Source organism: Natronolimnobius baerhuensis (assembly GCF_002177135.1).
GTDB lineage: Archaea > Halobacteriota > Halobacteria > Halobacteriales > Natrialbaceae > Natronolimnobius > Natronolimnobius baerhuensis.
This window is the reverse complement of the sequence record NZ_MWPH01000001.1, coordinates 979,204-1,003,973: the sequence shown is the minus strand read 5'-3', so window position 1 is coordinate 1,003,973 and position 24,770 is coordinate 979,204. Positions and strand designations below refer to the sequence as shown.

Sequence of the window (24,770 nt, the reverse complement as noted above, 5' to 3'; positions counted from 1 at the left end):
CGTCCCTGCTCGGAGACTCTGTGTGGCTACGTCAGACACAGGCAGCGTGCCAGCAAGTCCATCGCCCACTATTTTCCCATGTGGAAAAACGTGTGCGCAATGGCAACGAGAGGGGCTGGTTTTGCGGGCTACACGATTGTACATATTTGTGCTGTCATTGTCATCTCTCTGTCGCACCACTCAACTTTTACACCAGTATGTATGTATAACCAAACGCCTCAATAGTGCATCCATTTCCCATGTGGAAAAGTGGTGCTGACTCGAGGCCGGTTCAATACGAAAGTGTATATATGCCAGTCCGAAAATCACTGTATAGAATGTCAACATTGGTCACGTTCGGCGAAACAATGCTTCGCCTGTCGCCGACGGCAGGTGATCGAATTGAAACAGCAACGCAACTGGACTTTCGGACTGCTGGCGCCGAGAGCAACGTCGCAATTGCAGCCTCGAACCTCGGCTGTGAGGCAACGTGGGCATCGAAACTCCCGGATTCGCCGCTCGGACGGCGCGTCACGCGCGAGGTTCGAAGTCACGGCGTCGAAACACATGTCGCCTGGACCGACGAGGCCCGACAGGGTGCATACTACATCGAGCAGGGCAGCCAGCCACGCAGCACCGACGTTATCTACGACCGCGCTGACGCTGCGATTACGACCGCAACGCCCGCCGACCTTACCGACGGCCTCGAGTTCGAACGGGCCGATGCGGTCTACACCAGCGGCATTACGCCTGCACTCTCCGACCAACTCGAGGAGACGACCGAAACGCTGCTCGAGCGCGCGAACGCTGCTGGCGTGACGACCGTCTTCGATCTGAACTACCGCTCGAAGCTCTGGTCACCAGCCGAGGCAAAGGCGTGTTGTACCAGCCTGCTCGAGACCGTCGACATTCCGATTATCGCGGCTCGAGACGCTCGCACCGTCCTCAAACAAACCGGCAGCGACGAGGAGATCGCCCGTGAGATCGCCGAGGCGTACGACGCCGAAGTCATCATCATCACGCAGGGCGAGGATGGCGCGCTCGCACTCGAGGCTGGCGACGGTGACGGTGACGACGGAATTCTGTACGATCAGCCCGCCTATCCTGCAGAGACTGTCGACGCAATCGGGACCGGCGATTCGTTTGTCGGTGGCTTCCTCGCGCGCTATCTCGAGGGCGACGAGCGGAACGTCGAACGCGCGCTCGCGTACGGCTCGGCCACGGCGGCGTTGAAACGCACGCTCGAGGGCGACCTTGCCGTCGTCACGCCCGAAGAAGTCGAGGCGGTTATCGACGACGCTGACGGCGGGATTGCGCGGTAAAATACAGTCGCTTTTTTATTCCGCTCGAGCGTCCTCGACGGCGGCGACGAACTCGCGGGCGGTCGCTTCGACCTGGTCCATGTCGTCGTCGGCGATGGCGTCGTAGTCGACGATGGCGCTGCCGGCCCCGACGGCGACGGCACCGGAGTCGAAGAAGTCCTCGACGTTATCCGGCGAGACGCCGCCGGTCGGCATGATGTCGACGTCGCCGAGTGGTCCCTGCAGCGCGCCGATGTGTCCCGGCCCGACCGTGGTCGCGGGGAACATCTTGAGCATGTCCGCGCCGGCTTCCATCCCGGTGACGGCTTCGGTGGGCGTCATGACGCCGGGAATCGAGACGACGTTCTGTCGGTTACAGGTGCGGATCATCTCGGGGTTGCAATCCGGCGCGAGGACGAACTCCGCGCCCGCGTCGATCACGGACTGGGCGGTCGGGGCGTCGAGGACCGTTCCCGCGCCGACGACGGCCTCGGTATCCGCGAGTTCGCGGTCGACGGCGGCGATTTTCTCGCTCGCGCGTTTGCCGTCGGCCGTGACTTCGATTGCTGTGACGCCGCCTTCGTAGATCGCACGTGCGACGGGCGCGATCTGGTCCTCGCTAATACCGCGAAGGACTGCCACAACGCCGCTGTCGACGATTCGGTCCTGCACCGCGTTCGTGTTGGCCATACGCATGCTTGGACCATCGCCCCCTTTAAGCTAGTGACTTGCCCGGCGTAACTATCACGATTTGTCCACGCTCCGGGAGCGAGCGGCGGATCCGCGTGATTTAAGATACTGCTCTGGCCTTGTGGATATATGTCTCGAGCGCCGACTACCATCGATTCTCTCTCGGAGTATATCGAGAACCCCGAACGGCTGACAGAGCACACGGAACCGGTGCGTGCGCCGACGATCCCCTACGAGTCGGTCGCGGCTGCACTCGACGCGAACGAGCACCTGACCGAACTCGAGGAGCGCTGGGACCAGTCACCGTATTTCGAGCGCCTCGACGGCGAGTGGGACTTCTGCTGGGCGGAACGCCCCGCCGACGTACCCGCCGCACTCGCTGCAGACGAGTGGGATACGATTCCCGTCCCGTCGGTCTGGCAACTGCATGGCTACGACCGCCCGATCTACCGCAATCACGCGCTCACGTGGGAGCGACTGCCGGAGGTCGACCCGCTGCCGGAGGCTCCCGAGGTTCCCGAGACGTTCAACCCGGTCGGCACCTACCGGCGCTCGGTGAGCGTTCCGGACAACTGGACCGACGACCAGCCCACCTACCTGCACTTCGAGGGCGTCAAATCCGCATTCTTCGTCTGGATCGACGGCGAGTACGTCGGCTACGATCAGGGCTCGATGTCGCCCTCGGAGTTCGACGTCTCCGACTATCTCTCGCCCGGCTCCGAGCACGAACTGATGGTTCAGGTCGTGCGCTTTTCGGACGGCAGCTACCTCGAGACGCAGGACATGATCCGCTTTAGCGGAATCTTTCGTAGCGTCTCCCTCTACGCGACGCCGCCCGCACACGTTCAGGATTACGACCTCCGGACCGACCTAGACGCCGGCTACGACGCGGCGACGGTCTCGCTCGAGGCCGACGTTCACGGCGCGGACCGACTGGATGGGGGCGAGATCGCTCTCGTGGCGCACGTGTTCGACGCGGACGACGAACTTGTCACGTCGGTCGAGACGGCACTCGAGCCGGCTGCCGAAGCGACGGCAGGACTCGAGGCGACGCTCGACGAGCCCGACCTGTGGTCCGCCGAAGATCCAACGCTGTACACGCTCGTCCTCGAACTGCAAGATGGGGACGGCGAGACGCTCGAGGCGATTTCTCATCGCTTTGGCGTGCGCGAGTACGAGATCGTCGACGGCGTCTTGCAGGTCAACGGCGAGCCCGTCACGATTCGGGGCGTCAACCGCCACGATCACGACCCCGACGGCGGGCGAACGGTGCCGTTCGAGCGCGCACTCGAGGATCTGCAGCTGATGAAGCAAACCAACATCAACGCGATCCGGACGGCCCACTATCCCCACGACCTCTCGGTGTACGCGCTCGCGGACGAACTGGGGCTGTACGTCTTCGACGAGGCCAACGTCGAGACGCACTTTGACCTCGAGTTCGTCCACAAATATCCGGCGTTCCACGAGTCGTTCCTCGAGCGGTTCCGCCGGATGGTCGACCACCACAAGAACATCACGAGCATCGTCGCCTGGAGTACGAGCAACGAGGCGGGGACGGGCGAGCCCCACGCGGCGATGGCCGACTACGCCCACGAGGTCGACGGCACGCGGTTCGTCTTCCATCAGGGCGACGGCGACGCGCCTTACGCGCAGTTCCACGAGTCGATGACCGGTACCGCGCCGTTTACCGACATCTCGGGGCCGCGCTATCCGGTTCCGGACACCATCGCCCAGTTCAGCGCCGTCGATGACCGGCCGATGATCATGGGCGAGTACGCACACGCGTTCTGTAACAGCCTCGGCCATCAGGAAGCCTACTGGGACCTCGTCGACCGAATCGACAGCCTGCAAGGCGGCTTTATCTGGGAGTGGTGCAACCAGACGCTGAACGCGGACGTGGTCGCCGACGCCGACGCGGAAACGGACCTCTGGTTCGGCGACGACGCCTTCCTGCTCGATGGTCTCGTCTTCTCGGATCTCTCCCCACAACCCGTCCTCGAGCAGGTCAAGTGGACCCACCAGCCCTTCGCCCTCGAGCCGGTCGTCCCCGAAGACGGCGTCGTGACGATCACGAACAGCCACGACGTTACGAACCTGAGCGACCTCGAGGCCGTCTGGGAACTCACCGCCGACGGCGAGGTGCTCGAGGAGGGAACGCTCGAGCTCGATGTGCCGGCCGGCCAGACCAAAGGTGCGATTATCCCGTTCGACGACCCGGATGTCGAGCCGGGACAGCGCTGTTACGCGACGATCCGACTTCGGTTACCAGCTGATACGGACTGGGCAGACGCGGGCCACGAAATCGGTTTTGAACAATTCGAAGTGCCTGTCGACACCGACCCTGCGCCCGCTGTTGGGGCAGACGAGGATGGGGACGAGGGCGACCTCGAGATTGAATCCACCGACGACGAGATCACGTTCAGTGGCGACGGCTTCGCGTACACGTTCGACGCCGCCAGCGGCCAGTTCAGCGAACTCGCCGTCGACGGCCACCCGGTGGCGACCGGCGGTCCGCAGGTCGATGCATTCCGCGCGCCGGTGCCGAACGAGGGTCGCATCCAGAGTTCGACCGAGTGGGGCTACGAAAACCAGACCGAGTGGGAGTCACTGGGGCTGGACGATACGCATTCGGTTGTGCGCGACGTGACACTCGAGGAGCCAGGGAGCGATCACGCCCACCTCGTCGTCGACACCGAGGTCCAGAACCCGGACGACGAGACGCTGTTCGGGGTCACTACCACGTACGACGTGCACGCGAGCGGCGATATCGTCCTCACGACCGACATCGAGCCGACGGCGTTCCTCCGCGAGGAACTCGAGTCGTGGCTCCCTCGTCTCGGAATCGACTTCGACCTGCCGTCGTCGGTGACCGACCTCGAGTGGGTCGGCCGTGGTCCACACGAGACGTATCCGGATCGCTCGGCGAGCGGCGAGATCGGGCGCTACAGCGGCTCGATTGCGGACCAGCACGTTCCGTATCGTGTGCCACAGACGAACGGGAACAAGACGGACGTGCGCTGGGCAAGCCTCACCGGTCCGCAGTCGGGACTGCTCGTCTTCGCCGACGAGTCGTTTTCCCTGCGGACGGATAGCTACGAGAACCTGGCGACAGCTGATTCGCCGGCCGACCTCGTGGAGCGAGACGGTGCTCGACTCTCCATCGACGCGGCGGTCTCTGGTGTCGGCGGAACACCAGTCAAACCGCTCGCCGATCATCGGGTTAGTCCCGAGGCGACAACGCTCACCGTAACCGTGCGTCCATACGAATTAGCTGCTGTCGACCCCGCAAAACTGGCTCGCCGTACCTGCCTCGAGCAGTAGTGGTCTATACGTCAACATTATGATTTGATGAAGGGTCTGCTCGAGTAAGGAGATGAATAGACGCTTGAACTAGCGGATTACTCGCATTGGTCGTTTGCTAACGATATATATATATCTGGTTTTGCTGACTCGTTCCGCGGTGGGACGAGGCCGATAGGCGTCACAGTCGGAATCGTACTCTTACTGATGTGGGTTTCAATCGGTGCAATTAGATTCTGCGGGCGAAACGTAGTATTAGTTTTGGGACCGCTTCTCGGTTGCAATTGCGAGCACACCTATCGGTTCCATATTCCACTCTGAAATCAGATATATCTATCCAATACGTGTAATGTACCACTCACGATTCCACTGGATAATAGAGAAAAAGCGCCTTCAGGAACGGATTTAGAGCATATCCGTTGTTATACCTATGCGCGTGGTTTAGAATTATCTATACGCACACGAAATGTCGTATAAAACCGCTCTTAGCCTGGTTTGATACTGAATCCCATTAATGTGCCCGATATATAATAATTCTGTTACTATTAACTTCCTACTAGCTCTCGAATCAATTTGTTCGTCAACTCCTCTCGCTTTTTGGCACCTGCTGTCGTCGTCTGGGACCGGTACCATCCTGTCGGCCAAATCCTCATCACGCACGTAGTTTTAAGCCGATCCGTGGACCGTCGTTACGCATGGGACCAACGATCACCAAAATCGAGAGTCGGGAATTCCGATACCCGCTCGAGGATCTTGGGACGGACGAGCACGGCTTTAACCTGATCTACGAACCCGGTGAAACGACGTGGCGAAAGCTATTCGGGATCAAAATCCACACGGACACCGGCATCACCGGCGAGTACGTGGGCGGCAACTCCCCTGGCGCGGCTCAGATCAACATGTTCGCAGACTACCTCGTCGGGAAAAACCCGCTCAAGCGCGAGAAACACTGGAGCGAGATCAAGCGGGCGCTGCGAAAGTACGACCGCATGGGAATCGGCCCCATCGACATCGCGCTCTGGGACTTCGCGGGCAAGTACTACGACGCGCCGATTCACGAACTGCTTGGCACCTATCGTACGTCGATCCCAGCCTACGCCTCGACCTATCACGGCGACGAAAACGGCGGCCTCGACTCGCCCGAGGCGTTCGCCGACTTCGGCGAGGAGTGTGCCGACCGCGGCTTCCCGGGGTACAAAATCCACGGTTGGGGTGGCAGCGACAGCAGCCGCGACCTCGAGCGCGAACTCGAGGCAATCCACGCCGTCGGCGAGCGCGTCGGCGACCGCGTCGACCTCATGTACGATCCGGCCTGTGAGTACGAGACGTTCGCCGACGCGCTCAAAGTTGGCCGCGCGCTCGACGAGGAATCGTTCTGCTGGTACGAAGACCCCTACCGCGACGGCGGCATCTCCCAGCACGGCCACCGAAAGCTCAGAGAAATGCTCGAGACGCCGATTCTCCAGACCGAACACGTGCGCGGGCTCGAGGCCCACGCGGATTTCGTCGCGAACGGCGGGACGGACTTCGTGCGCGCCGATCCGGAGTACGACGCGGGGATCACGGGGGCGATGAAGGTGACGCGGATGGCCGAATCGTTCGGCCTCGACGTGGAGTTCCACGCGCCGGGGCCGGCCCAGCGCCACTGTATCGCCGCGACTCGGAACACGAATTACTACGAACTCGCGCTCGTCCACCCTGACTGTCAGAATACGCAGCCACCAGTCTACAACGGCGACTACTCGGATATGATCGATACAATCGACAGCGACGGTCACGTGCAGGTTCCGACGGGGCCAGGACTCGGCGTCGACTACGACTGGTCGTACATCGAAGACAACCAGACTGGCTCACTCCACATCTACGAGTGACCTAAACCACTCTCAAATCAGACTGTATTTTCACACATCAGAATTTCAGGACTAGAGCTATTCTATACATGCCCTAACGATTCTTGGTTTGGAGTGATAAGTATACTATGAACATCGAAATGTGCGATATATGTCTTGGTCTCTGTGGAGTTTAGATGCTATTGTGGAGATAGTACTTTAGAAAAATTACCCTCTTGTCGAGATTTCTCGTCTTCGTTTGACTATGTGGGAAAGGAGTCAAAACTGCAGAAAGGCCCCACGTTAAGCTCGAGTGTAGCAGTGAACTGCTGTCTCGAGCTGTTATCGCCGTATCTTTAGAATTGCCCGTTTAACAAATTACAATTCTAAATACATATTATTTAGAGCTATTACGTCCCACCGTGGCTGTACGCACTCGAGTCATTTGCTCGGATCGGTATCGGTATAGGGCGGCCCCGACACGTAGGGCGTATGAACGTCACTATCACACCCTCGAGCGTTCGAGGAACGGCACGCGCACCGCCGTCGAAGAGCTACACCCACCGAGCGATTCTGGCCGCTGGGTATGCCGACGGCGCAACGGTTCGGGACGCACTCTGGAGCGCCGACACGCGGGCGACCGCTCGCGCCGTCGAGTTGTTCGGCGGGACCGTCGAGCGCCAGTCTGACGGCACCCTCGAGATCGAGGGCTTCGACGGCCGACCCGAGGTCCCGGCGGACGTGATCAACTGCGACAACAGCGGGACGACGATGCGACTCGTCGCCGGCGCGGCCGCACTCGCGGACGGCATGTCCGTGCTAACGGGCGACGAGTCACTGCGCTCGCGTCCACAGGGGCCGCTGCTCGAGGCCATTCAGGAACTCGGCGGCTGGGCCGAGAGCACCCGCGGGAACGGGCAGGCTCCCTTGGTCGTCACCGGGCCGATCACCGGCGGCGAAGTGTCGATCCCCGGCGACGTTTCCTCGCAGTACATCACCTCGCTGCTGATGGCCGGTGCAGTAACTGCGGAGGGAATCGAGATCGACCTCGAGACCGAGCTCAAGTCCGCGCCCTATGTCGATATCACGACGGAGTTGCTCGCGGACTACGGCGTCGACGCCGAGCAGACCGACCGTGGCTTCACCGTGGCGGGCGGGCAGTCCTACGCGCCGGCGGACGGCAAGTACGCGGTTCCCGGCGACTTCTCGTCGATTTCGTACCTGCTCGCCGCGGGCGCAATCGCCAGCGAGGAGGGCATCCACGTCGAGGGAGCCCAGCCGAGCGCACAGGGTGACACCGCCATCGTCGATATCGTCGAGCGCATGGGCGCTGAGGTCGAGTGGGACCGCGAGAACGGAACGATTGACGTTTCGAAGGCCGAACTCGAGGGGATCGAGGTCTCCGTCGAGGACACGCCGGATCTGCTGCCGACGATTGCCACGCTCGGTGCTGTCGCGGAGGGCGACACCCATATCACGAACGCAGAGCACGTCCGCTACAAAGAGACCGACCGCGTGAGCGCGATGGCCGAGGAGTTAGGGACGATGGGCGTCGAGACGACCGAGGAACAGGACTTGCTGACGATCCACGGCAGCGAGTCGACGCTCTCCGGCGCGACCGTCGACGGGCGGGCCGACCATCGGATCATCATGTCGCTCGCGCTCGCGGGGCTGGTCGCCGACGGGGAGACGACGGTACAGGGAACGGAGCACGTCGACGTCTCCTTCCCCGGCTTTTTCGACCTGCTCGAGGAGTTGGGTGCGGACGTGACTGAGGCGTAAGCCACAGATTAGGACAATTCCGCGCGAATCCGCTCCGCGAGGTCGGCTTCGACTTCCTCGGTGAGCGTCGTGCGGTGGAGGCTGAGCGAAATGTCGTCGTCCTCGTACCGCGGCAACAGGTGAACGTGTGCGTGTTCGACCTGTCCGACAATCGACCCAGTTGAATAAAAGACGCTGAAGCCGTCCGGCTCGAGGGCGGTTTCCATCGCACTCGAGACTCGCTGGACGGTCTCGAAGACGGCGGTCGTGGTCTCCACGTCGGCGACGAGCAGGTCTGGCCGATGGGCAGTCGGCACGACGAGCGTGTGACCAACACACGCGGGGTTCTCGTCGAGAAATGCGATGGTTCGGGCGTCCTCGTAGACGACGCGGTCGTCTTGCTCACCCTCGAGGAGGCGACAGAACGGACAGTCCTCGTCCATACGCGACTCTCACACCAGGGGTAAGTAATGGTTCCGACACTTTCTCGAGGAGCGACTCGAGGGGCGAGAGATTGCAAAACCTAAATGCCAGGCCCTCCCACGGGTGAGTAATGAACGGCAACTCGTTCGGTCGCCTCTTTCAGGTGACCACGTTCGGCGAGAGCCACGGGGACGCAATGGGCTGTACCGTTTCGGGGGTTCCAGCCGGCCTCGAGCTCTCCGAAGAGGATATTCAGGACGATCTCGACCGGCGAAAGCCGGGCCAGTCGATGATCACGACCAGCCGCGGCGAACCCGACGCCGTCTCGATCAAATCGGGCGTCCAGGACGGCTACACGACGGGCACGCCAATCGGGATGGTCATCCAGAACAAAGACGCGCGTTCTGGCAAGTACGAGCCCTTCATCACCGCACCCCGGCCCTCTCACGGCGACTTTACCTACTCGGCCAAGTTCGGGACGCGCAACTGGGGCGGCGGCGGACGCTCCTCTGCGCGCGAGACGGTCAACTGGGTTGCGGCGGGCGCAATCGCGAAGAAACTGCTCGCACGCGAGGGCATCGAACTCAAGGCCCACGTGAACCAGATCGGCGACGTCGAAGCGCCCGAGGTGAGCTTCGAGGAGATGCTCGAGCACTCCGAGGAAAACGACGTTCGCTGTGCCCATCCTGAGACGGCCGAAGAAATGCAGGAGCTGATCGCTGCGTATCAGGAAGAGGGTGACTCAATCGGCGGTTCGATCTACTTCGAAGCGCAGGGCGTGCCGGTCGGCCTCGGCGCGCCTCGATTTGATTCCCTCTCGGCCCGCCTCGGCCAGGCGATGATTGCCGTGCCGGCGACGACGGCTTTCGAGTTCGGTCTCGGAACCGACGCCGCCGAGTGGACGGGCAAAGACCGAAACGATGACTGGGAGTTCGATGACGACGGCACCCCGGTTCCCGTCGAGAACGACCACGGCGGCATTCAGGGCGGTATCAGCTCCGGCGAGCCGATCTACGGCGAAGTCACGCTGCACGCGCCGACCTCGATCCCGAAGACCCAACAGACCGCAGACTGGGAGACGGGCGAACTCAAAGAGGAGAAGGTCATCGGCCGCCACGACCCGGTCCTGCCGCCGCGTGGCGTCCCCGTCGTCGAGGCGATGCTCGCACTGACGCTCGTCGACTTCATGTTCCTGTCGGGTCGGATGAACCCCGACCGCGTCGACGATCAACCCGGAAAGTACGATACGGACTATCACCCGAGCAACCCGGCGAACGAGTGAGCCCACTCTCGAGACGCACAACCCGACACAACACCTAACACCTCGACGCTGGTTCGGGACGTATGAAGTGTTTCCACGCCCACTCGAACTACTCCGACGGCGAGTTTCTGTTCCGGATGGCTCGAGCAGCCGCAGATGCGGGTCTCGAGGGAATCGGCTTTGCCGACCACTGCAACGTCGCCTCGCGTGTGGCTCCGCAACAGGAACGACAGCTCCTCGGGTTCAATCTGGATTTGACCTACGAGCGACGCCGGCAGGCGCTCAATGAACTCCGCGAGGAGTCACCAATCGAGATCTACGACGCCGTCGAAATGGATTACGTTCCGCGCGACGAACCCGCGATTCGCTCGTTTCTCGAGGAGGGGAACTTCGACTACGCGCTCGGGAGCGTCCATCAGATCGGCGAACAGAACGTCCAGAACGCCTCGAATTTCACCGCGCTTTCTGACGACGACCGTGACGAGATTGTCACGCAGTATTTCGACAATCTGGTCGCACTCGTCGAGTCGGAACTGTTCGACGTCGCAGCCCACGTGGACCTCCTCGAGCGTACGCCGCCGCTGCGGGGCCGGTCGACGACCGAGCAGTACCGCCGCGTCGCCGAGGCGTTCGCCGACTCGAGGACTGTACCAGAAATCAACGCTGGCCGCGCGCTCACCGACGCGGCAATCGTCCATCCCGGTCCCTCCTTTCTCGAGATCTTACAGGAGTACGACGTGTCGGTGACGGTTGGGACGGACTCACACGAGCCGGCAGAGATCGGCAAGCGAGCAGAGTTCCTCGCGGACTTTGTCGCCGAGACTGATCTCGAGGTCGTCGAGCCGCCGTCGCTCTCTTAAGTCGTTGTTTCGCCCCGCTCCCAGTTGATGGTCGGCCCGTACTCTGCGCGAAGCAACTGCGAGACGTGACAGCCGCGTTCCGCTAGATCGACGAGGTGGTCGACAGTCTCGTCGTCGGCGTCCGTCTCGAGTCGGATCGTCGCCTCGAGCGTCTCGACGGGGCCGTGATCGGGCGTTGCCGTTGTGGTGACAGCAATCTCTCCAATCGCGACGTCCCGTTTGTCGGCCTGATACCGCACGCTCAGTGAGAGACACGCCGCGAGCCCGCCGAGGAAGATATCGACCGGCGTCGGCCCGGTTTCCGTACCGCCGTACTCGGCGGGTTCGTCGTATCGCCACGCGAACGATCCGGCCTCGAGTTGCCCGGAGAGACCGCCATCAGTCGAGGCCGTCACGGTCCGATTGGGCATGCTGGTGTCTCGTGCGTGGGTGTCTATATCCTCGAGCGTTTGCTGTGCCTCGGCCACGCAGTCGTCGATGGTCTCATCTGGGACGGCGACGACCCCAATGGGGGTTCCCGGCGGGACGGACTCGCCCGCCGTGACGAACTGTCGGCGAAACACGCCTTCTGCCGGCGAAATCACAGTCTCAGTTGCGCCCGCAGTACCGACGGTTGCGATGGGGGCAGCGGCTGTGACTGTGTCTTCCTCATCGATCAGCCACTCGAGGAGAGTCCCGGACGATGCTCCAGGCTCGAGTGCGGCCATCCTCAGGACGTGGCTCATAGACAAGATCGCGATTCCAGCAGCAAAAAGTGTTATAGAACCGACTGCAATAATTCACACATGATATATTATATGTAGCATTAGATATGCAGTGGTGCTGTCAGTTGCGCTGGCATGGCAGTTCCGCCAGTACTGTGTTTTCGCGGCGAATGTTCCATGATCAATCATTTGATTATTTTGTGGCACACTCAATCCTTCACGAAAGATCCTTGGTAATCTATAGCAAAGGCTTTAGGTTTGGTGGGGCAAAATTCCGCTACGGTTGGCCCACAGGCCACTGATTTACCTATGAGCGACGACGAACTCATCTGGCGAATCGCAGGCGGTTCCGGAGACGGGATCGACTCGACGAGTCAGAACTTCGCGAAGGCGCTAATGCGCTCGGGGCTCAACGTATTTACACACCGCCACTATCCATCCCGGATCCGTGGTGGCCACACATACGTCGAGATCCGTGCCGCAGAACGGGAGGTACAGTCACGAGGAGACGGCTACAACTTCCTGCTCTCACTGGGCGACTCATTCGCCCGGAATCCGCAGGAAGAGGCCTTCTACGGCAACGAAGAGATCAAGCCCCTCTCGGAGAACTTAGACGAACTCCGCGAGGGCGGTGTCATCGTCTACGACTCGGGTCTCATCAGCGACGAAGATGTCGCTGACCTCAACTTAGAGGAGCGAGCCGAAGAGAACGGCTGGCACGTCTACCCGGTCGACCTGCGCGGCCTCGCCAAGGAACACGGCCGCGAAGTCATGCGAAACACCGCTGGTGTCGGTGTCACCGCAGCCCTGCTCGATCTCGACCTCGAGCACATCGAGGACCTGATGTCCGATGCGATGGGCGGCGACGTGCTCGAGGCAAACCTCGAGATTCTGCACGACGCCTACGAGATGACCGAGGAAGACTTCGAGTTCGAACACGACCTGCGTGCGCCAACGGGCGACCACGACACTGAGCAGGCGCTGCTGTCGGGCTCGAACGCAATCGCCTACGGTGCCATCGACGCCGGCTGCCGATTCATCGCTGGCTATCCGATGACACCGTGGACGGACGTCTTCACCATCCTCAGCCAGAACTTCCCCGACATGGGCGGGGTCTCTGAGCAGGTCGAAGACGAAATCGCTGCCGCAGCACTCGCAGTCGGTGCGAGCCACGCCGGTGTCAAGTCGATGTCCGGCTCCTCCGGTGGCGGATTCGCGCTGATGAGCGAACCGCTCGGTCTCGCAGAGATGACCGAGACGCCGCTCGTCCTGATCGAATCCATGCGTGCCGGTCCATCGACCGGCCTGCCGACGAAACCCGAGCAGTCCGACCTCGAGTTCGTCCTCTATACGAGCCAGGCCGACTCCCAGCGCGTCGTCTTCGCGCCAGGGAACATCGAAGAGGCCTACGAGCAGACGCGACTGGCGTTCGACATCGCCTGGGACTACCAGATTCCGGCAATCGTCATCTACGACCAGAAGCTCTCCGGTGAGAACAAAAACGTCGACATCGAGTTCTTCGACCGCGAGGTCTCGCCTGACCTCGGCTCGACACTCACCGAAGACGAACTGCGCGAGGCAGCCCACGACAACTCCGGGAAGTTCAAGCGCTTCAACTACGAGGACGCCGAAGACGGCGTCTCACCGCGCTCGATCCCCGGACAGAAAGGCGGTCGCTACCTCGCGACGGGTAACGAACACTCGCCTGTCGGTCACATCAACGAGGACCCCGACAACCGCGTCGCCCAGATGGAACGCCGACTCGAGAAACTCGAGGCGATCCGGACGGAACTCGACGAGGAACGCGACTCGACCCAGACCTACTTCGGCCCCGACGAGGCCGACTACGGCATCATCACCTGGGGCTCCTCCCAGGGTGCCGTCGAAGAGGCTATCGAGCGCCTGAACAACGATGGCCACTCGGTCAAGGGGATCAGCGTCTCCGACATGATGCCGTTCGCCGAGAAAGAGGTCACGGAGTTCTTAGAGAGCGTTGACGAGGCGATGGTCGTCGAGATGAACGCCACCGGGCAGTTCCGCGGACTGATCCAGAAGGAACTGGGCCGATACGGCGATAAGATGACCAGTCTGCTGAAGTTCAACGGCAACCCGTTCGAGCCCGGCGAAGTCGTCGAGGGCTACGAAGTCAACGTTGCCGAGGAGGACCAGCAGCCAGACGCACAGGTACGAATCGAACCCGCTGCAGGTGACTAACCAATGAGTGCATTCAACGCAATCGGTGAAGAACGAGAGATCGACCGGGACGAGTTCACCCCCGGTGTCGAACCACAGCCGACCTGGTGTCCTGGCTGTGGCGACTTCGGCGTCCTGAAGTCGCTCAAGCAGGCACTCCCGGAAGCCGGCAAAAATCCTGAAGAGGTGCTGACCGTTACCGGAATCGGCTGTTCGGGCAAACTGAACAGCTACCTCGACACGTACGGCTTCCACACGATCCACGGCCGCTCGCTGCCCGTGGCTCGTGCTGCCAAACTCGCGAATCCGGAACTCGAGGTCATCGCCGCTGGCGGTGACGGTGACGGGTACGGCATCGGTGGAAACCACTTCATCCACACGGCTCGTGAGAACCACGACATGACCTATATCGTGTTCAACAACGAGATCTTCGGCCTGACGAAGGGCCAGACCTCGCCAACGAGCCCGAAGGGTCACAAGTCCAAAACGCAGCCATCCGGCAGCGCGAAGACGCCGATTCGGCCACTGTCCCAATCGTTGACCGCGGGCGCGAGCTACGTTGCCCGCACCGCTGCGGTCAACCCGAATCAGGCAAAGGAGATCATCAAGGAAGCCATCGAACACGACGGCTTCGCTCACGTCGACTTCCTCACCCAGTGTCCAACCTGGAACAAGGACGCCCGACAGTACGTCCCATACATTGACATTCAAGAGTCCGACGACTACGACCACGATGTCAACAGCCGCGAGGAAGCCGCCGAGATCATGCGCGAGACCGAGGACGTGCTCAACGAGGGCACCGTCCTGACTGGTCGGTACTACGTCGACGACGACCGCCCATCCTACCAGCAGGAAAAGAAGGCCGTCGGCGAAATGCCCGACGAACCGCTCGCAGAGCGTTACTTCGACGACGACGCCGAGTGGGAACGCAGCTACGACCTACTCGAGCGCCACAAGTAACCCACGAGCGTCCCTTACGGGACTTGCGGAGCGATTCATTTTTCGCACACTTCGGCCTCGAGACGGCCGTCTACGTGTCCGCGTGAATCAGAAACGGGCTGCTGACTCGAGTCGATGAAGAGTTGATCAGGTGCGGGTATCGCGATACCCAACGCCGCGTGCGAACAGTTTCGTGATGTAACTCAGGATGAGCAGGGCAACGATGAGGATGGCCAGTGCGTACGGATGGAAGCCATACAGCATCTCTCGGATGCCGTAGCCGACAACCAGTGTACCCATTAGAAAGGTCGTCCCGCCAACCCAGCGAGAGACGAAGGCCGGATCGACGCTCTCGTCGTAGTTCGCGTGCAGATCCGCACGCCCTTGTAGGCCGATCTTGTAGGTCCCGAGATACAGAATCAGCGCTCCACAGAGGACCCAGACGCCACCGCTGATGTAGTTCGGATCGACCATTCCGTACACAGCGTCCGGCCAGCGAGCGAATAAGTCCGACGATTGCTGCAGCACACGGATCGGTGAGCCAACGTTTTCGTATACAAAAGATATTTTCCCGTCGGAGCAAAACAGTACTGTATGAGCACGCAGGCAACGGAAGATCGCATCCTCGAGGTCTTAGAAGAGGATGCACAGGCCTCCTATTCGGAGATCGCCGACAGGGCTGGGGTATCGAAGCCAACGGTCAGAAAATACATCAATCAACTCGAGGACAATGGCGTGATCGTCGGCTACTCGGCCGAGATAGACCCGAAGAAACTCTCGAGTCAGACGATTGCGCTCGTCGGCCTCGATGTCGCGAGCGAACGCTACGTTGAGGCGACCAAGACGCTGAAGAACCTCGAGGAAATCGAATCGCTCTACAGTTCCAGCGGCGATCACATGCTGATGGCCGAAGTCCGGGCTGAAGACGGTGACTCGCTTGGGGAATTTATCTCTGCGACACTCCTCGAGATCGATGGTGTCACCGCTGCTCACCCGTCGTTTTTGCAGGAGCGCCTCAAATAAGCACGCGTCGCGTCTCGGACTCGAGTGGACGGTCACTCTGTGGCCCCGGATCCCGGCGCGGAGTGGTACCGCGTGTAGACATCGATCACAAAGCGATCCGAGGCCATTCGAAGACAGTCCCTGCACGCGGAAAGCCGTGGTACTTGGTATCTCATGGGTCCCCGCCACACCGGCCTGTCGAATCGCTTGTTGCTGTACTGTAAGCAACGCGAAACGCGACTCCTCGACGCATAGCCCCGTCGTTCAGCGTGAAAACTGACGCTGGGCTAGCCCACCCACAGCACAGCCACTCGAAGGGAGAGTTTTCACTGTCGGGGCCATACCAGTGACTATGCCCGTCTACGAGCGCGAAACTCGAGTCGACGCACCACTCGAGGACGTCTGGAAGTTTCACTCGAATGTCTCCGGTCTCGAGATGCTGACACCTGACTGGCTGGGATTGGACGTCGAATCGGTTGTTGGGCCTGACGGCGAGGCAGATCCCAACATCCTCGAGGCAGGATCGGAAATTTCGCTGTCGCTTCGGCCGTTCGGCGTCGGCCCGCGCCAGCACTGGACGTCGGTAATTCAGGTTCGAGAACGGACGAACGGCGCGGCGTACTTTCGCGACGAAATGGCAGACGGTCCCTTTGATACCTGGCGTCACACGCACACGTTCTTCGCGGACGGCCAGGAGACACTCCTTCGCGATCACGTCGAATACGAACTGTTCGGGCCGGTTGGTGACCTCACCTCACCAGTTTCGATGATCGGCTTCGAGGCGATGTTTCGTGAACGACACCGCCGGACGAAAGCCGCACTCGAGTAGACAAAACTCGATGGCGTATTTCGGAACACGTTTGCAGCCGACGCGTCCTTGATCGGTTGTGAGTGGCACCGACCTCGAGACGACGCCGTACGCCGCGCTCGCGTTTGCGGTTCTGGCCGCGAGCACGAGCGCGATTTTGGTTCGCTGGAGTCACGCGCCGAGTTCGGTTGCGGCCTTCTATCGGGTGGTGTTTACGACGGCGATCGTCGCGCCCATTGCGCTCGTCTGGTACCGCGACGAGTTCGGGCGACTCTCGAGGAGCGATCTCGCCTTCGCAGTCGTCGCAGGCGTTGCGCTGGCGGTCCACTTCGCGGCCTGGTTCGAGAGTCTCAACTACACGAGCGTCGCTGCGAGCGTGACACTCGTCCAGACGCAGCCAATCTTCGTCGCACTGGGTGCGGTACTGGTCCTCGGCGAGCGCGTTTCCCGGACGACTGTGTTCGGCATCGTCGTCGCCATTATTGGTGCGGCCGCGATGTCGCTCGGCGATAGCGGGCAAGCACCCCTTGCAGACGCCACGATGTACGGCAACGCGCTGGCACTGCTCGGTGCGGTCACCGTCGCAGGCTACGTGCTCGCCGGACGGTCCATCCGCCAGCGCGTCTCCCTGTTTCCGTACGTTACTGTCGTCTACACCGCCTGTGCGGCCACGCTGTTCGTCCTCGTCGGTGCACAGGGCCACGACTACGTCGCCTATCCAACCAGCGAGTGGTTGCTCTTTCTCGCCATGGCCATCGGCCCCGGCGTCTTCGGGCACACGGTGATCAACTGGGTCCTGAAACACCTCGAGTCGGTCGTCGTCAGCGTCGCCTGGCTGGGCGAACCGCTTGGTGCAACGCTACTCGCGCTCGTCTTGCTCGAGGAACTTCCAGACGCGATCACAGTGGCCGGTGGACTCGTCGTGCTCGTTGGAATCTACGTGACGACAATCGAGCGAGAGCGTACGTCAGGATGATAACAACGGCGTGAGAGAGAGAGGTCCTATCGCAGCTCCCTATCGTATCAAAGAGACAGACACTCCCGCGCGGTCGACGGCGTCGCCACGTCCCGACCGAGTTCTTCCGCAAGATGGACGACCCGTTCGACCAGTTGGGCATTGCTCGTTGCGAGTTCGCCTCGGCGATAGTAGACGTTGTCCTCGAGTCCGACCCGGACGTGACCGCCACAGAGCGTCCCCATCGTCGCAAACGGAAGCTGGTGGCGACCGAAGCCGAGCGTGTTGAACTGTGCGCCGTCGGGAAGGTTGTCAATGGCGTTCAGGAAGTTTCGCGGCCGTGGCGGCGTCAGCGTGCCGGTGCCGAAGATAAGCGTCGCGTAGACGGGGTCGGCGAGATTGCGTCGCTCGAGTAACCCGTGGACCTCGTTCAGGTGGCCGTCGTTGAACACCTCGAGTTCCGGCTTAATGTCGCGGTCGACCATCTCCGCGTGCAGCGAGTCGACGAGTCCGCGGGTGTTCTCGCTGGTGAGGTGGTCGTAGCGGTTCAGCGGCCCCATGTCAAGCGAGGCCATCTCTGGGGCTGGCTCCGTCCGCAGCGGCAGGTGGCGGTCGGCGTCCGGCACGCCCGTTCCGCCAGTCGAGTGCTGGATGATGATGTCATCGGCGTGCCGCCGAACAGCGTCGTCGATTTCCTGAAACCGTTCCGTGGCGAACGTGCGCTCGCCGTTCGGCTGCCGTGCGTGCAGGTGGACGACCGATGCGCCGGCCGCCTCGACTGCCGCGGCTGCTCGGCCGATTTCGTCGGGCGTCTCGGGCAGGTTCGGATTCGCCTCTTTGCCGTGAACGCCGCCGGTCAGCGCTGCTGTGATGATCATCGGCTCACCCGCGAGATAGTCGTCGTAACTCACGATGGTTCTCCATCGGTAGCATCGCCATTGCGTTCCGAGTCGGCGTGCTCGAGGAAAATCTCACAGTTGCGGTCGTGAGCGAGGTCGTACCGGTCGGCGCAGATGTCAGCGCGCATTGGCTGGACGAACTGGTTCGCCACCATGCAGTACGCGCGAGCGGTGTCGAACGAGTGGCCGTCTGCGTTCTGTCGATACTCGAGATACGGACAACTCATGCGTGTCATACTCGCCGATTCGTGTTAATAGTTCACGTAGAACGGGCGCTAGTCACGGCCGAGCGCGTTCCGTCGCTGGTCGTGGTCTCAGTCGAGTCGCGGCCGTTGGTCAGCGTCACGCGAACCGTTTCGGGAGTCCACCCGTATGCGTGCTGGATGCGAACCAGTCGCCCCTGCGGTGTACTACCGAGGGTTGCGAGGAGGCGTGGCGTCGCATGTGTAGCGCTCTCGTGTCCACATTCGAAGGTGTTTCCCGTTTCCGTGCTGGGCGACGATGTCCCAACCTCGAGTCGTCGGCGGGCGGTGCGTTCATTGTGCCGGCCAACACAGCAGACGTATGCACGTCGTCGTCAACGCCGCCATGAGCGCGGACGGAAAACTCTCCTCGAGGCGCCGCGAACAGATTTCGATCAGCGGTGAGTCGGATTTCGACCGCGTCGACCGCCTGCGAGCAGACCGCGATGCTGTCGTCGTCGGCGTCGGGACCGTTCTCGCGGACGATCCACGCCTCACCGTCAAAGATGACGCGCTGTGCGAGCAGCGTCGCACAGATGGACAGTCCTCCCAACCCGCTCGAGTCGTCATCGACTCGAAAGCCCGCACGCCAGTCGATGCTGCTGTGCTCACAGACGAGGCCGAAACCTATGTCTGTGTCAGCGAGGCCGCTCCTGTCGGGCGACGGATGGATCTCGCCGATCACGCAGAACTCGTGACCGCGGGCGACGACCGTGTCGACCTCCTTCGCGCGTTCGCGGCGCTCCAGGCCGCCGGCCTCGAGCAGATCATGGTCGAAGGCGGCGGGGAACTCATCTTTTCGCTGTTCGAAAACGGGCTGGTTGACGAACTCCGCGTGTTCGTCGGGCCGACGATCATCGGTGGCCGCGACGCGCCGACGCTGGCCGACGGCGATGGGTTCGTCACCAACTTTCCGACGCTCGAACTCGAGACACTCGAGCGACTCGACGACGGCGCGCTGTTGGTCTGGAACTCATAACGAACATGCGAGTTAATTTTGGTGACTACATAGCGATAGATTAATACGATATTTCCGCGACCGTCTCGACAGATGACGTCAACAGGACCGACTCACGACGTATCGATACGCGGTGTCATTCCGCCGACGATCACGGCGTATACGGCCGATGAAGAACTCGACCTCGAGGCGACGGCGGCTCACGCCCGATTCGTCGTTGACCGCGGTGTTCACGGGGTGTTCCCGCTCGGGACGAACGGCGAGTTTCCGATGCTCAAACCCGACGAGCGCGCGGCGGTCATCGGTGCTGTCGTCGAGGAAGTCGGCGACGAGGTGCCGGTGATCGCCGGCGTCAGCGCGCCGAGTACCCGAAACACCGTCTCGTATGCTCGAGATGCCGAGGAACACGGTGCAGACGCTGTCGTCGTTGGGATTCCCTACTACTATCCAATCGATAGCGAGGCCATCGTCGAACACTACGAGCGGGTCGTTGACGCGGTCGATATTCCGGTGTATATCTACCACTTCCCAGCGCGGATGGGCAACAAACTCGAGTTAGAGACGCTCGACCGCATCGCTGCTATCGATGGCATCGTCGGCGTCAAAGACTCGAGTGGTGACGTCGCATGGCTCGGCCAGGCTATCGACCAGAATCCGGACCTGACATACCTCGCTGGACTCGACTCGCTGTTGTTCGCTGAACTCGAGATTGGCTGTACGGGTCTCGTTAGTGCCGTCTCGAACGTCTTTCCGGAACTGACTGTCGACCTGTATGAGTCCTACATCGACGGCGAAGAGGCACGCGCTCGCGAACTCCAGAGCACCGTCTTCGATATCTGGAAGGCAATCGACCGTGGTCCCTACCTCGGCGGCGTGAAGTCCGCACTCGACTTACATCCCGAGGTCGAGTTCGACCCCGGCCCGATGCGCCGGCCGCTCCAGCGCATGAGCGACCGGGAAGAAGTCCAACTCGAGCGAACGCTTCGGACGCTCGATCTGATCTAACAGGCCGCCATCCGTCACCCCTTTCCTCGCTCACCTCCTAGGACGGGTATGGCCCACGCAACGTTTGGCGGCGGATGTTTCTGGTGTGTCGAAGCCGCGTTCAAGCAACTCGAGGGCGTCGACGCTGTCACCTCTGGGTACGCCGGCGGCCACGTCGAAAACCCGACCTACGAGGCAGTCTGTTCGGAGTCGACCGGCCACGCCGAGGTCGTCCAGCTCGAGTACGAGACGGACGAGATCACGTATCCTGACCTGCTCGAGGTCTTTTTCACGATTCACGACCCGACGACGAAAGACCGAGAGGGTCCTGACGTTGGCTCGCAGTATCGCTCGGCGATTTACACCCACGGCCGCGACCAACTCGAGACTGCGACCCAGTTCGTCGAAGCGCTCGAGAACGATGGGCTGTACGACGGAATCGTGACTGAGATCGAACCACTCGAGGAGTTCTACGAGGCGGAGGAGTATCATCAGGACTACTTCGAGAAGAATCCAAACGATGCCTACTGCACGATGCATGCCGCGCCGAAAGTTGAGAAAGTGCGCGAGCAGTTCGGCGAGAACGCGCCGACGAGTACGTAATCGACCGACGGATGTCGGTCTCTTTCTGGACCACTCACTCGAGGCGTATTTCGGTTCGAAATACCTATGTAGCGGGTGACGAAACCGGCGAGAGTGAACGAGGACCGGCTACAGTTTTGGACACTCTATCTGTCGCGATTTGCAGAAGGGTTTGGCTTTATCACGCTCGTAACGCTGTTACCGTACTACATCAACGTCCTCAATCCGAGTGACACGACTGTTCTTGGATTGACGATCAGTGCGGGTCTCATCGTCGGGTTGTACACGTCCGGGTACACCATTGCACAGACAATTGCTGTTATTCCGCTCTCGTGGGCTGGCGACCGATTCGACAAACGCTACGTCCTTCTGACTGTCCTTGGCATGGGGATTGCGGTCTATGCGCTCTTTCCCGCAGTCGACTCGAGTGCGTCGTTTATCGCTGTGCGAGCGCTGCAGGGAATTGTCGTCACTGGCACCGGGTTGATGACGCTCTCGAGGCCGCCTCGAGATCGGCTGTGGCTGTTTCTCGAGTCTGGGCATTTGCAACGTACCGCTTTTTCAGACAAGTTCTCGTCGGCGACCCTCGTGCGGCAACGATACCCTCGCTGAACGACAGTCGGCGACACGTTCTACCCCTCAGTTCGGTCGGGCCGCTGGCACTCATCGTCTCCAGCAGTCTCTGCCATAGTTTCACAGTGCCGGCCGTTCATATGTGACTATGGCTCGCAGAAGCGTCCTGTTTTCACCCGGCGACCAGCCAGCACTCCTTCGGAAGGCAGTCCAAACTGACGCTGACGTAGTCGTCTTTGACCTCGAGGATGCCGTCTCACCCGCACGGAAGGCCGATGCGAGAGCAGCAGTCAGGGACGTCCTGACTGACCCATCGTTCGACCCGGACTGCGAAGTGTGTGTGCGGGTCAACGCCGAGCCTAGCCAGTGGGAGACTGATCTCGAGCAGGTCGTTTCGGCGCGGGTGGGTGACGCCAACGAGTTGCGACTCGATAGCGTCGTCTTGCCGAAAGTCGCCGACCCCGACGCTGTCCGTGACCTCGCCACTGCACTCGAGTCTGCTGACTACCCGTGTCCGATCTTTGCGCTCATTGAGCAGGCACGCGGTGTCCTTGCAGCACCCGAAATCGCTGCGGTTCCGGCGACGGATGCGCTCGTCTTCGGTGCTGAAGACCTCGCAGCCGATATTGGCGCGACGCGGACTGCTGAGGGAACCGAGATTCTGTACGCACGCGAACGCGTTGTGCTCGCAGCAGCGGTTCATGACTGTACAGCCATCGATACGCTCGTGACTGATTTCGACGACGAACAGGCGCTACGCGAGGAGACGGCTTTCGCGAACGAACTCGGCTACGACGGAAAACTGGCGATTCATCCCGCACAGGTCGGGCCGATCAACGACGGCTTTACCCCATCCGTTGCGGACCGCGAGTGGGCCAAACGCGTTCTCGCGGCGGCTCGCGAGGCCGAGGTGGCCGGTAAGGGCGTCTTCGAGGTCGATGGCGAAATGATCGATGCACCACTACTCGCACAAGCACAGCAGATCCGAGACCGTGCCGTCGCAGCAGCCGTATGGTAATCTCGAGAGAGCCGACAGATAGTGTACAATATATAATCTAGTGAATATACCTTATATTGTTATTTTATGACTATGAGGTGTATTCGCCACGTTTATTTTGGTTTCCTCGTAACCCACTCACATGGCTCCTGACGTAAATCCGTTCGAAAGTCTGCAATCACAGGTCGATGAGGCTGCGACCCATCTCGATGTCGAGGACGACGTCATCGAGCGCCTCAAACACCCCGAGCGCGTTCTCGAGACGAACCTCACCGTCGAACAGGACGATGGCACACTCGAGCGTTTCAAGGCGTTTCGCTCGCAGTTCAACGGCGACCGTGGTCCGTACAAAGGGGGCATTCGCTACCACCCACACGTCTCGCGCGATGAGGTCAAAGCACTCTCCGGTTGGATGACCTACAAGACTGCAATCGTCGACATTCCACTCGGCGGCGGCAAAGGTGGCATCATCATCGACCCGGCCGAGTACTCCGAGAGCGAACTCGAGCGTCTCACCCGAACGTTCGCAAAGGAACTGCGCCCGATGATCGGTGAAGACCGTGACATCCCCGCGCCTGACGTAAACACGGGCCAGCGGGAGATGAACTGGATCAAAGACACCTACGAGGACCTCGAGAACACCACCGAGCCAGGAGTCATCACGGGCAAAAACCTCGCCAGTGGCGGCAGTGAAGGGCGCGTCGAGGCAACCGGTCGCTCGACGGTTATCGCCGCTCGCGAGGCCTTTGATTATCTCGGGAAGGACCTCGAAGGCGCGACGGTCGCCGTGCAAGGCTACGGCAACGCCGGCTGGATCGCCGCGAAACTGATCGACGAAATGGGAGCAACAGTTATCGCCGCCAGTGACTCTTCCGGCGGGATTTACAATCCAGATGGGTTCGATCCTGTCGCAGCCAAGCACCACAAGAACGAAACCGGCAGTGTCGTCGGCTACGAGGAAAGTCAGGAGGAGATTACGAACGAGGACGTCCTCACGCTCGATGTCGACCTGTTGATTCCTGCCGCCCTCGAGAACGCAATCAACCGCGACCTCGCCGAGGACGTCACAGCCGATGTTATTTCCGAAGCCGCAAACGGCCCGCTGACGCCCGAAGCGGATCGCGTCCTCGAGGACAAAGGCTGCTTTGTTATCCCGGACATTCTCGCTAACGCCGGCGGTGTCACGGTCTCGTACTTCGAGTGGGTCCAGAACCGCCAGCGCTTCTACTGGACCGAAGAGCGCGTCAACAACGAACTCGAGGCGATCATCGTCGAGGCGTTCGATGCACTCGTCGAGAGCTACGAGGAACACGACCTCGACAATCCACGAACGGCTGCCTACGTCGTTGCAATCGAGCGCGTTGCAAACGCGTTCGAAGAAGCAGGCACGTTCCCGTAATTACGAACGTGGCGGGAACTGACCCGGATCCGAACATCAAACGTATGCGACCGTTCTCGAGTGCCAGTCAGTGGTGTCTCGCGATTCGATTCTCTGTAACTTGACTCTCGCTGTGAGCGAGAGGAAGTGAT

At 61.1% G+C, this 24,770-nt stretch carries 22 protein-coding genes and 1 pseudogene; 17 read left to right on the top strand and 6 right to left on the bottom strand.

What is annotated here, in order from left to right:
- Positions 1-317 precede the first annotated feature (317 nt).
- Entirely contained in the window at positions 318-1,301 is a 984-nt protein-coding gene (kdgK1, locus tag B2G88_RS04780; protein ID WP_054862854.1) for a bifunctional 2-dehydro-3-deoxygluconokinase/2-dehydro-3-deoxygalactonokinase, read from the top strand.
- Between the two features lie 15 nt (positions 1,302-1,316).
- Here the strand turns inward: kdgK1 and B2G88_RS04775 are convergent, their stop codons facing one another.
- Positions 1,317-1,970 carry a bifunctional 4-hydroxy-2-oxoglutarate aldolase/2-dehydro-3-deoxy-phosphogluconate aldolase gene (locus tag B2G88_RS04775; protein WP_087714109.1) on the bottom strand — a complete coding sequence of 218 codons (654 nt, stop codon included), beginning with the start codon at positions 1,968-1,970 and terminating at the stop codon, positions 1,317-1,319.
- A 129-nt stretch (positions 1,971-2,099) separates the two neighbouring features.
- On the opposite strand from B2G88_RS04775, the gene B2G88_RS04770 reads away from it, so the two are divergent.
- The 3 genes from B2G88_RS04770 (at position 2,100) to aroA (ending at position 8,881) form a co-directional block, all read left to right on the top strand.
- Positions 2,100-5,291, top strand: coding sequence for a glycoside hydrolase family 2 TIM barrel-domain containing protein (locus tag B2G88_RS04770; protein ID WP_087714108.1), 3,192 nt, complete (start codon positions 2,100-2,102; stop codon positions 5,289-5,291).
- Between the two features lie 674 nt (positions 5,292-5,965).
- Positions 5,966-7,141 carry a mandelate racemase family protein gene (locus tag B2G88_RS04765; protein WP_087714107.1) on the top strand — a complete coding sequence of 392 codons (1,176 nt, stop codon included), beginning with the start codon at positions 5,966-5,968 and terminating at the stop codon, positions 7,139-7,141.
- A gap of 450 nt (positions 7,142-7,591) precedes the next feature.
- Complete coding sequence (aroA, locus tag B2G88_RS04760; protein WP_087714106.1) at positions 7,592-8,881, top strand: 3-phosphoshikimate 1-carboxyvinyltransferase; 1,290 nt, start codon at positions 7,592-7,594, stop codon at positions 8,879-8,881.
- Between the two features lie 8 nt (positions 8,882-8,889).
- Here aroA and B2G88_RS04755 read toward each other — a convergent pair whose 3' ends face one another.
- Entirely contained in the window at positions 8,890-9,303 is a 414-nt protein-coding gene (locus B2G88_RS04755) for an HIT family protein (RefSeq protein WP_054862838.1), read from the bottom strand.
- 110 nt (positions 9,304-9,413) lie between these two features.
- On the opposite strand from B2G88_RS04755, the gene aroC reads away from it, so the two are divergent.
- Together aroC and B2G88_RS04745 are read left to right on the top strand one after the other, a co-directional pair.
- The gene (gene aroC, locus B2G88_RS04750; RefSeq protein WP_087714105.1) at positions 9,414-10,565 is read left to right on the top strand and encodes a chorismate synthase; all 1,152 of its coding nucleotides are present in this window, start codon (positions 9,414-9,416) and stop codon (positions 10,563-10,565) included.
- Positions 10,566-10,627: 62 nt separating this feature from the next.
- Positions 10,628-11,404, top strand: coding sequence for a PHP domain-containing protein (locus B2G88_RS04745; protein WP_054862837.1), 777 nt, complete (start codon positions 10,628-10,630; stop codon positions 11,402-11,404).
- On the opposite strand, the gene B2G88_RS04740 is transcribed toward B2G88_RS04745, so the two are convergent.
- Positions 11,401-12,129: an OsmC family protein gene (locus tag B2G88_RS04740; protein ID WP_054862836.1), complete on the bottom strand. Its 729-nt coding sequence runs from the start codon at positions 12,127-12,129 to the stop codon at positions 11,401-11,403. The two genes, B2G88_RS04745 and B2G88_RS04740, sit on opposite strands and share 4 nt — an antisense overlap.
- A gap of 288 nt (positions 12,130-12,417) precedes the next feature.
- On the opposite strand from B2G88_RS04740, the gene B2G88_RS04735 reads away from it, so the two are divergent.
- Both B2G88_RS04735 and B2G88_RS04730 read left to right on the top strand, forming a co-directional pair.
- Positions 12,418-14,322 (top strand): 2-oxoacid:acceptor oxidoreductase subunit alpha, encoded by a 1,905-nt coding sequence (locus B2G88_RS04735; RefSeq protein ID WP_087714104.1) that lies wholly within the window; start codon positions 12,418-12,420, stop codon positions 14,320-14,322.
- A 3-nt stretch (positions 14,323-14,325) separates the two neighbouring features.
- Complete coding sequence (locus B2G88_RS04730; protein ID WP_054862835.1) at positions 14,326-15,261, top strand: thiamine pyrophosphate-dependent enzyme; 936 nt, start codon at positions 14,326-14,328, stop codon at positions 15,259-15,261.
- Positions 15,262-15,387: 126 nt separating this feature from the next.
- Here the strand turns inward: B2G88_RS04730 and B2G88_RS04725 are convergent, their stop codons facing one another.
- Positions 15,388-15,714 carry a hypothetical protein gene (locus B2G88_RS04725; RefSeq protein ID WP_054862853.1) on the bottom strand — a complete coding sequence of 109 codons (327 nt, stop codon included), beginning with the start codon at positions 15,712-15,714 and terminating at the stop codon, positions 15,388-15,390.
- Positions 15,715-15,834: 120 nt separating this feature from the next.
- Between B2G88_RS04725 and lrpA1 the strand changes: the two genes are divergently transcribed.
- The 3 genes from lrpA1 to B2G88_RS04710 all read left to right on the top strand — a co-directional run bounded on the left by lrpA1 (position 15,835) and on the right by B2G88_RS04710 (position 18,026).
- A complete protein-coding gene (lrpA1, locus tag B2G88_RS04720; RefSeq protein ID WP_054862834.1) occupies positions 15,835-16,263 on the top strand; it encodes an HTH-type transcriptional regulator LrpA1 in 429 nt (142 codons plus the stop codon).
- Between the two features lie 331 nt (positions 16,264-16,594).
- On the top strand, positions 16,595-17,071 hold the full coding sequence (locus B2G88_RS04715) for an SRPBCC family protein (protein WP_054862852.1): 477 nt from the start codon (positions 16,595-16,597) through the stop codon (positions 17,069-17,071).
- A 58-nt stretch (positions 17,072-17,129) separates the two neighbouring features.
- Positions 17,130-18,026, top strand: coding sequence for a DMT family transporter (locus B2G88_RS04710; protein WP_087714103.1), 897 nt, complete (start codon positions 17,130-17,132; stop codon positions 18,024-18,026).
- A 47-nt stretch (positions 18,027-18,073) separates the two neighbouring features.
- On the opposite strand, the gene B2G88_RS04705 is transcribed toward B2G88_RS04710, so the two are convergent.
- Positions 18,074-18,916, bottom strand: a complete 843-nt coding sequence (locus B2G88_RS04705; RefSeq protein WP_054862833.1) for a BKACE family enzyme — start codon at positions 18,914-18,916, stop codon at positions 18,074-18,076.
- On the bottom strand, positions 18,913-19,131 hold the full coding sequence (locus B2G88_RS04700; protein WP_054862832.1) for a hypothetical protein: 219 nt from the start codon (positions 19,129-19,131) through the stop codon (positions 18,913-18,915). Before B2G88_RS04700 ends, B2G88_RS04705 begins: the two co-directional genes overlap by 4 nt.
- A 337-nt stretch (positions 19,132-19,468) precedes the next feature.
- Here B2G88_RS04700 and B2G88_RS04695 point away from each other — a divergent pair, with 337 nt between their 5' ends.
- From B2G88_RS04695 to B2G88_RS04670, 6 genes and pseudogenes are all read left to right on the top strand, one after another.
- Positions 19,469-20,125 (top strand): 2,5-diamino-6-(ribosylamino)-4(3H)-pyrimidinone 5'-phosphate reductase, encoded by a 657-nt coding sequence (locus B2G88_RS04695; protein ID WP_087714102.1) that lies wholly within the window; start codon positions 19,469-19,471, stop codon positions 20,123-20,125.
- Positions 20,126-20,197: 72 nt separating this feature from the next.
- Entirely contained in the window at positions 20,198-21,109 is a 912-nt protein-coding gene (locus tag B2G88_RS04690; protein WP_054862831.1) for a dihydrodipicolinate synthase family protein, read from the top strand.
- 48 nt (positions 21,110-21,157) lie between these two features.
- On the top strand, positions 21,158-21,691 hold the full coding sequence (gene msrA / locus B2G88_RS04685; RefSeq protein WP_054862830.1) for a peptide-methionine (S)-S-oxide reductase MsrA: 534 nt from the start codon (positions 21,158-21,160) through the stop codon (positions 21,689-21,691).
- A gap of 93 nt (positions 21,692-21,784) precedes the next feature.
- A pseudogene (locus B2G88_RS04680) lies at positions 21,785-22,168 on the top strand (MFS transporter); the annotation flags it as partial.
- Positions 22,169-22,391: 223 nt separating this feature from the next.
- The gene (locus tag B2G88_RS04675; protein WP_054862828.1) at positions 22,392-23,261 is read left to right on the top strand and encodes an HpcH/HpaI aldolase/citrate lyase family protein; all 870 of its coding nucleotides are present in this window, start codon (positions 22,392-22,394) and stop codon (positions 23,259-23,261) included.
- A gap of 121 nt (positions 23,262-23,382) precedes the next feature.
- A complete protein-coding gene (locus B2G88_RS04670) occupies positions 23,383-24,639 on the top strand; it encodes a Glu/Leu/Phe/Val family dehydrogenase (protein WP_054862827.1) in 1,257 nt (418 codons plus the stop codon).
- Positions 24,640-24,770: the final 131 nt, after the last annotated feature.

Excerpts from the sequence above, each read along its gene's own strand:
- kdgK1 (WP_054862854.1), top strand. The coding sequence starts at position 318 with ATGTCAACATTGGTCACGTTCGGCGAAACAATGCTTCGCCTGTCGCCG.
- B2G88_RS04775 (WP_087714109.1), bottom strand. The coding sequence starts at position 1,970 with ATGGCCAACACGAACGCGGTGCAGGACCGAATCGTCGACAGCGGCGTT.
- B2G88_RS04770 (WP_087714108.1), top strand. The coding sequence starts at position 2,100 with ATGTCTCGAGCGCCGACTACCATCGATTCTCTCTCGGAGTATATCGAG.
- B2G88_RS04765 (WP_087714107.1), top strand. The coding sequence starts at position 5,966 with ATGGGACCAACGATCACCAAAATCGAGAGTCGGGAATTCCGATACCCG.
- aroA (WP_087714106.1), top strand. The coding sequence starts at position 7,592 with ATGAACGTCACTATCACACCCTCGAGCGTTCGAGGAACGGCACGCGCA.
- B2G88_RS04755 (WP_054862838.1), bottom strand. The coding sequence starts at position 9,303 with ATGGACGAGGACTGTCCGTTCTGTCGCCTCCTCGAGGGTGAGCAAGAC.
- aroC (WP_087714105.1), top strand. The coding sequence starts at position 9,414 with ATGAACGGCAACTCGTTCGGTCGCCTCTTTCAGGTGACCACGTTCGGC.
- B2G88_RS04745 (WP_054862837.1), top strand. The coding sequence starts at position 10,628 with ATGAAGTGTTTCCACGCCCACTCGAACTACTCCGACGGCGAGTTTCTG.
- B2G88_RS04740 (WP_054862836.1), bottom strand. The coding sequence starts at position 12,129 with ATGAGCCACGTCCTGAGGATGGCCGCACTCGAGCCTGGAGCATCGTCC.
- B2G88_RS04735 (WP_087714104.1), top strand. The coding sequence starts at position 12,418 with ATGAGCGACGACGAACTCATCTGGCGAATCGCAGGCGGTTCCGGAGAC.
- B2G88_RS04730 (WP_054862835.1), top strand. The coding sequence starts at position 14,326 with ATGAGTGCATTCAACGCAATCGGTGAAGAACGAGAGATCGACCGGGAC.
- B2G88_RS04725 (WP_054862853.1), bottom strand. The coding sequence starts at position 15,714 with ATGGTCGATCCGAACTACATCAGCGGTGGCGTCTGGGTCCTCTGTGGA.
- lrpA1 (WP_054862834.1), top strand. The coding sequence starts at position 15,835 with ATGAGCACGCAGGCAACGGAAGATCGCATCCTCGAGGTCTTAGAAGAG.
- B2G88_RS04715 (WP_054862852.1), top strand. The coding sequence starts at position 16,595 with ATGCCCGTCTACGAGCGCGAAACTCGAGTCGACGCACCACTCGAGGAC.
- B2G88_RS04700 (WP_054862832.1), bottom strand. The coding sequence starts at position 19,131 with ATGAGTTGTCCGTATCTCGAGTATCGACAGAACGCAGACGGCCACTCG.
- B2G88_RS04695 (WP_087714102.1), top strand. The coding sequence starts at position 19,469 with ATGCACGTCGTCGTCAACGCCGCCATGAGCGCGGACGGAAAACTCTCC.
- B2G88_RS04690 (WP_054862831.1), top strand. The coding sequence starts at position 20,198 with ATGACGTCAACAGGACCGACTCACGACGTATCGATACGCGGTGTCATT.
- msrA (WP_054862830.1), top strand. The coding sequence starts at position 21,158 with ATGGCCCACGCAACGTTTGGCGGCGGATGTTTCTGGTGTGTCGAAGCC.
- B2G88_RS04675 (WP_054862828.1), top strand. The coding sequence starts at position 22,392 with ATGGCTCGCAGAAGCGTCCTGTTTTCACCCGGCGACCAGCCAGCACTC.
- B2G88_RS04670 (WP_054862827.1), top strand. The coding sequence starts at position 23,383 with ATGGCTCCTGACGTAAATCCGTTCGAAAGTCTGCAATCACAGGTCGAT.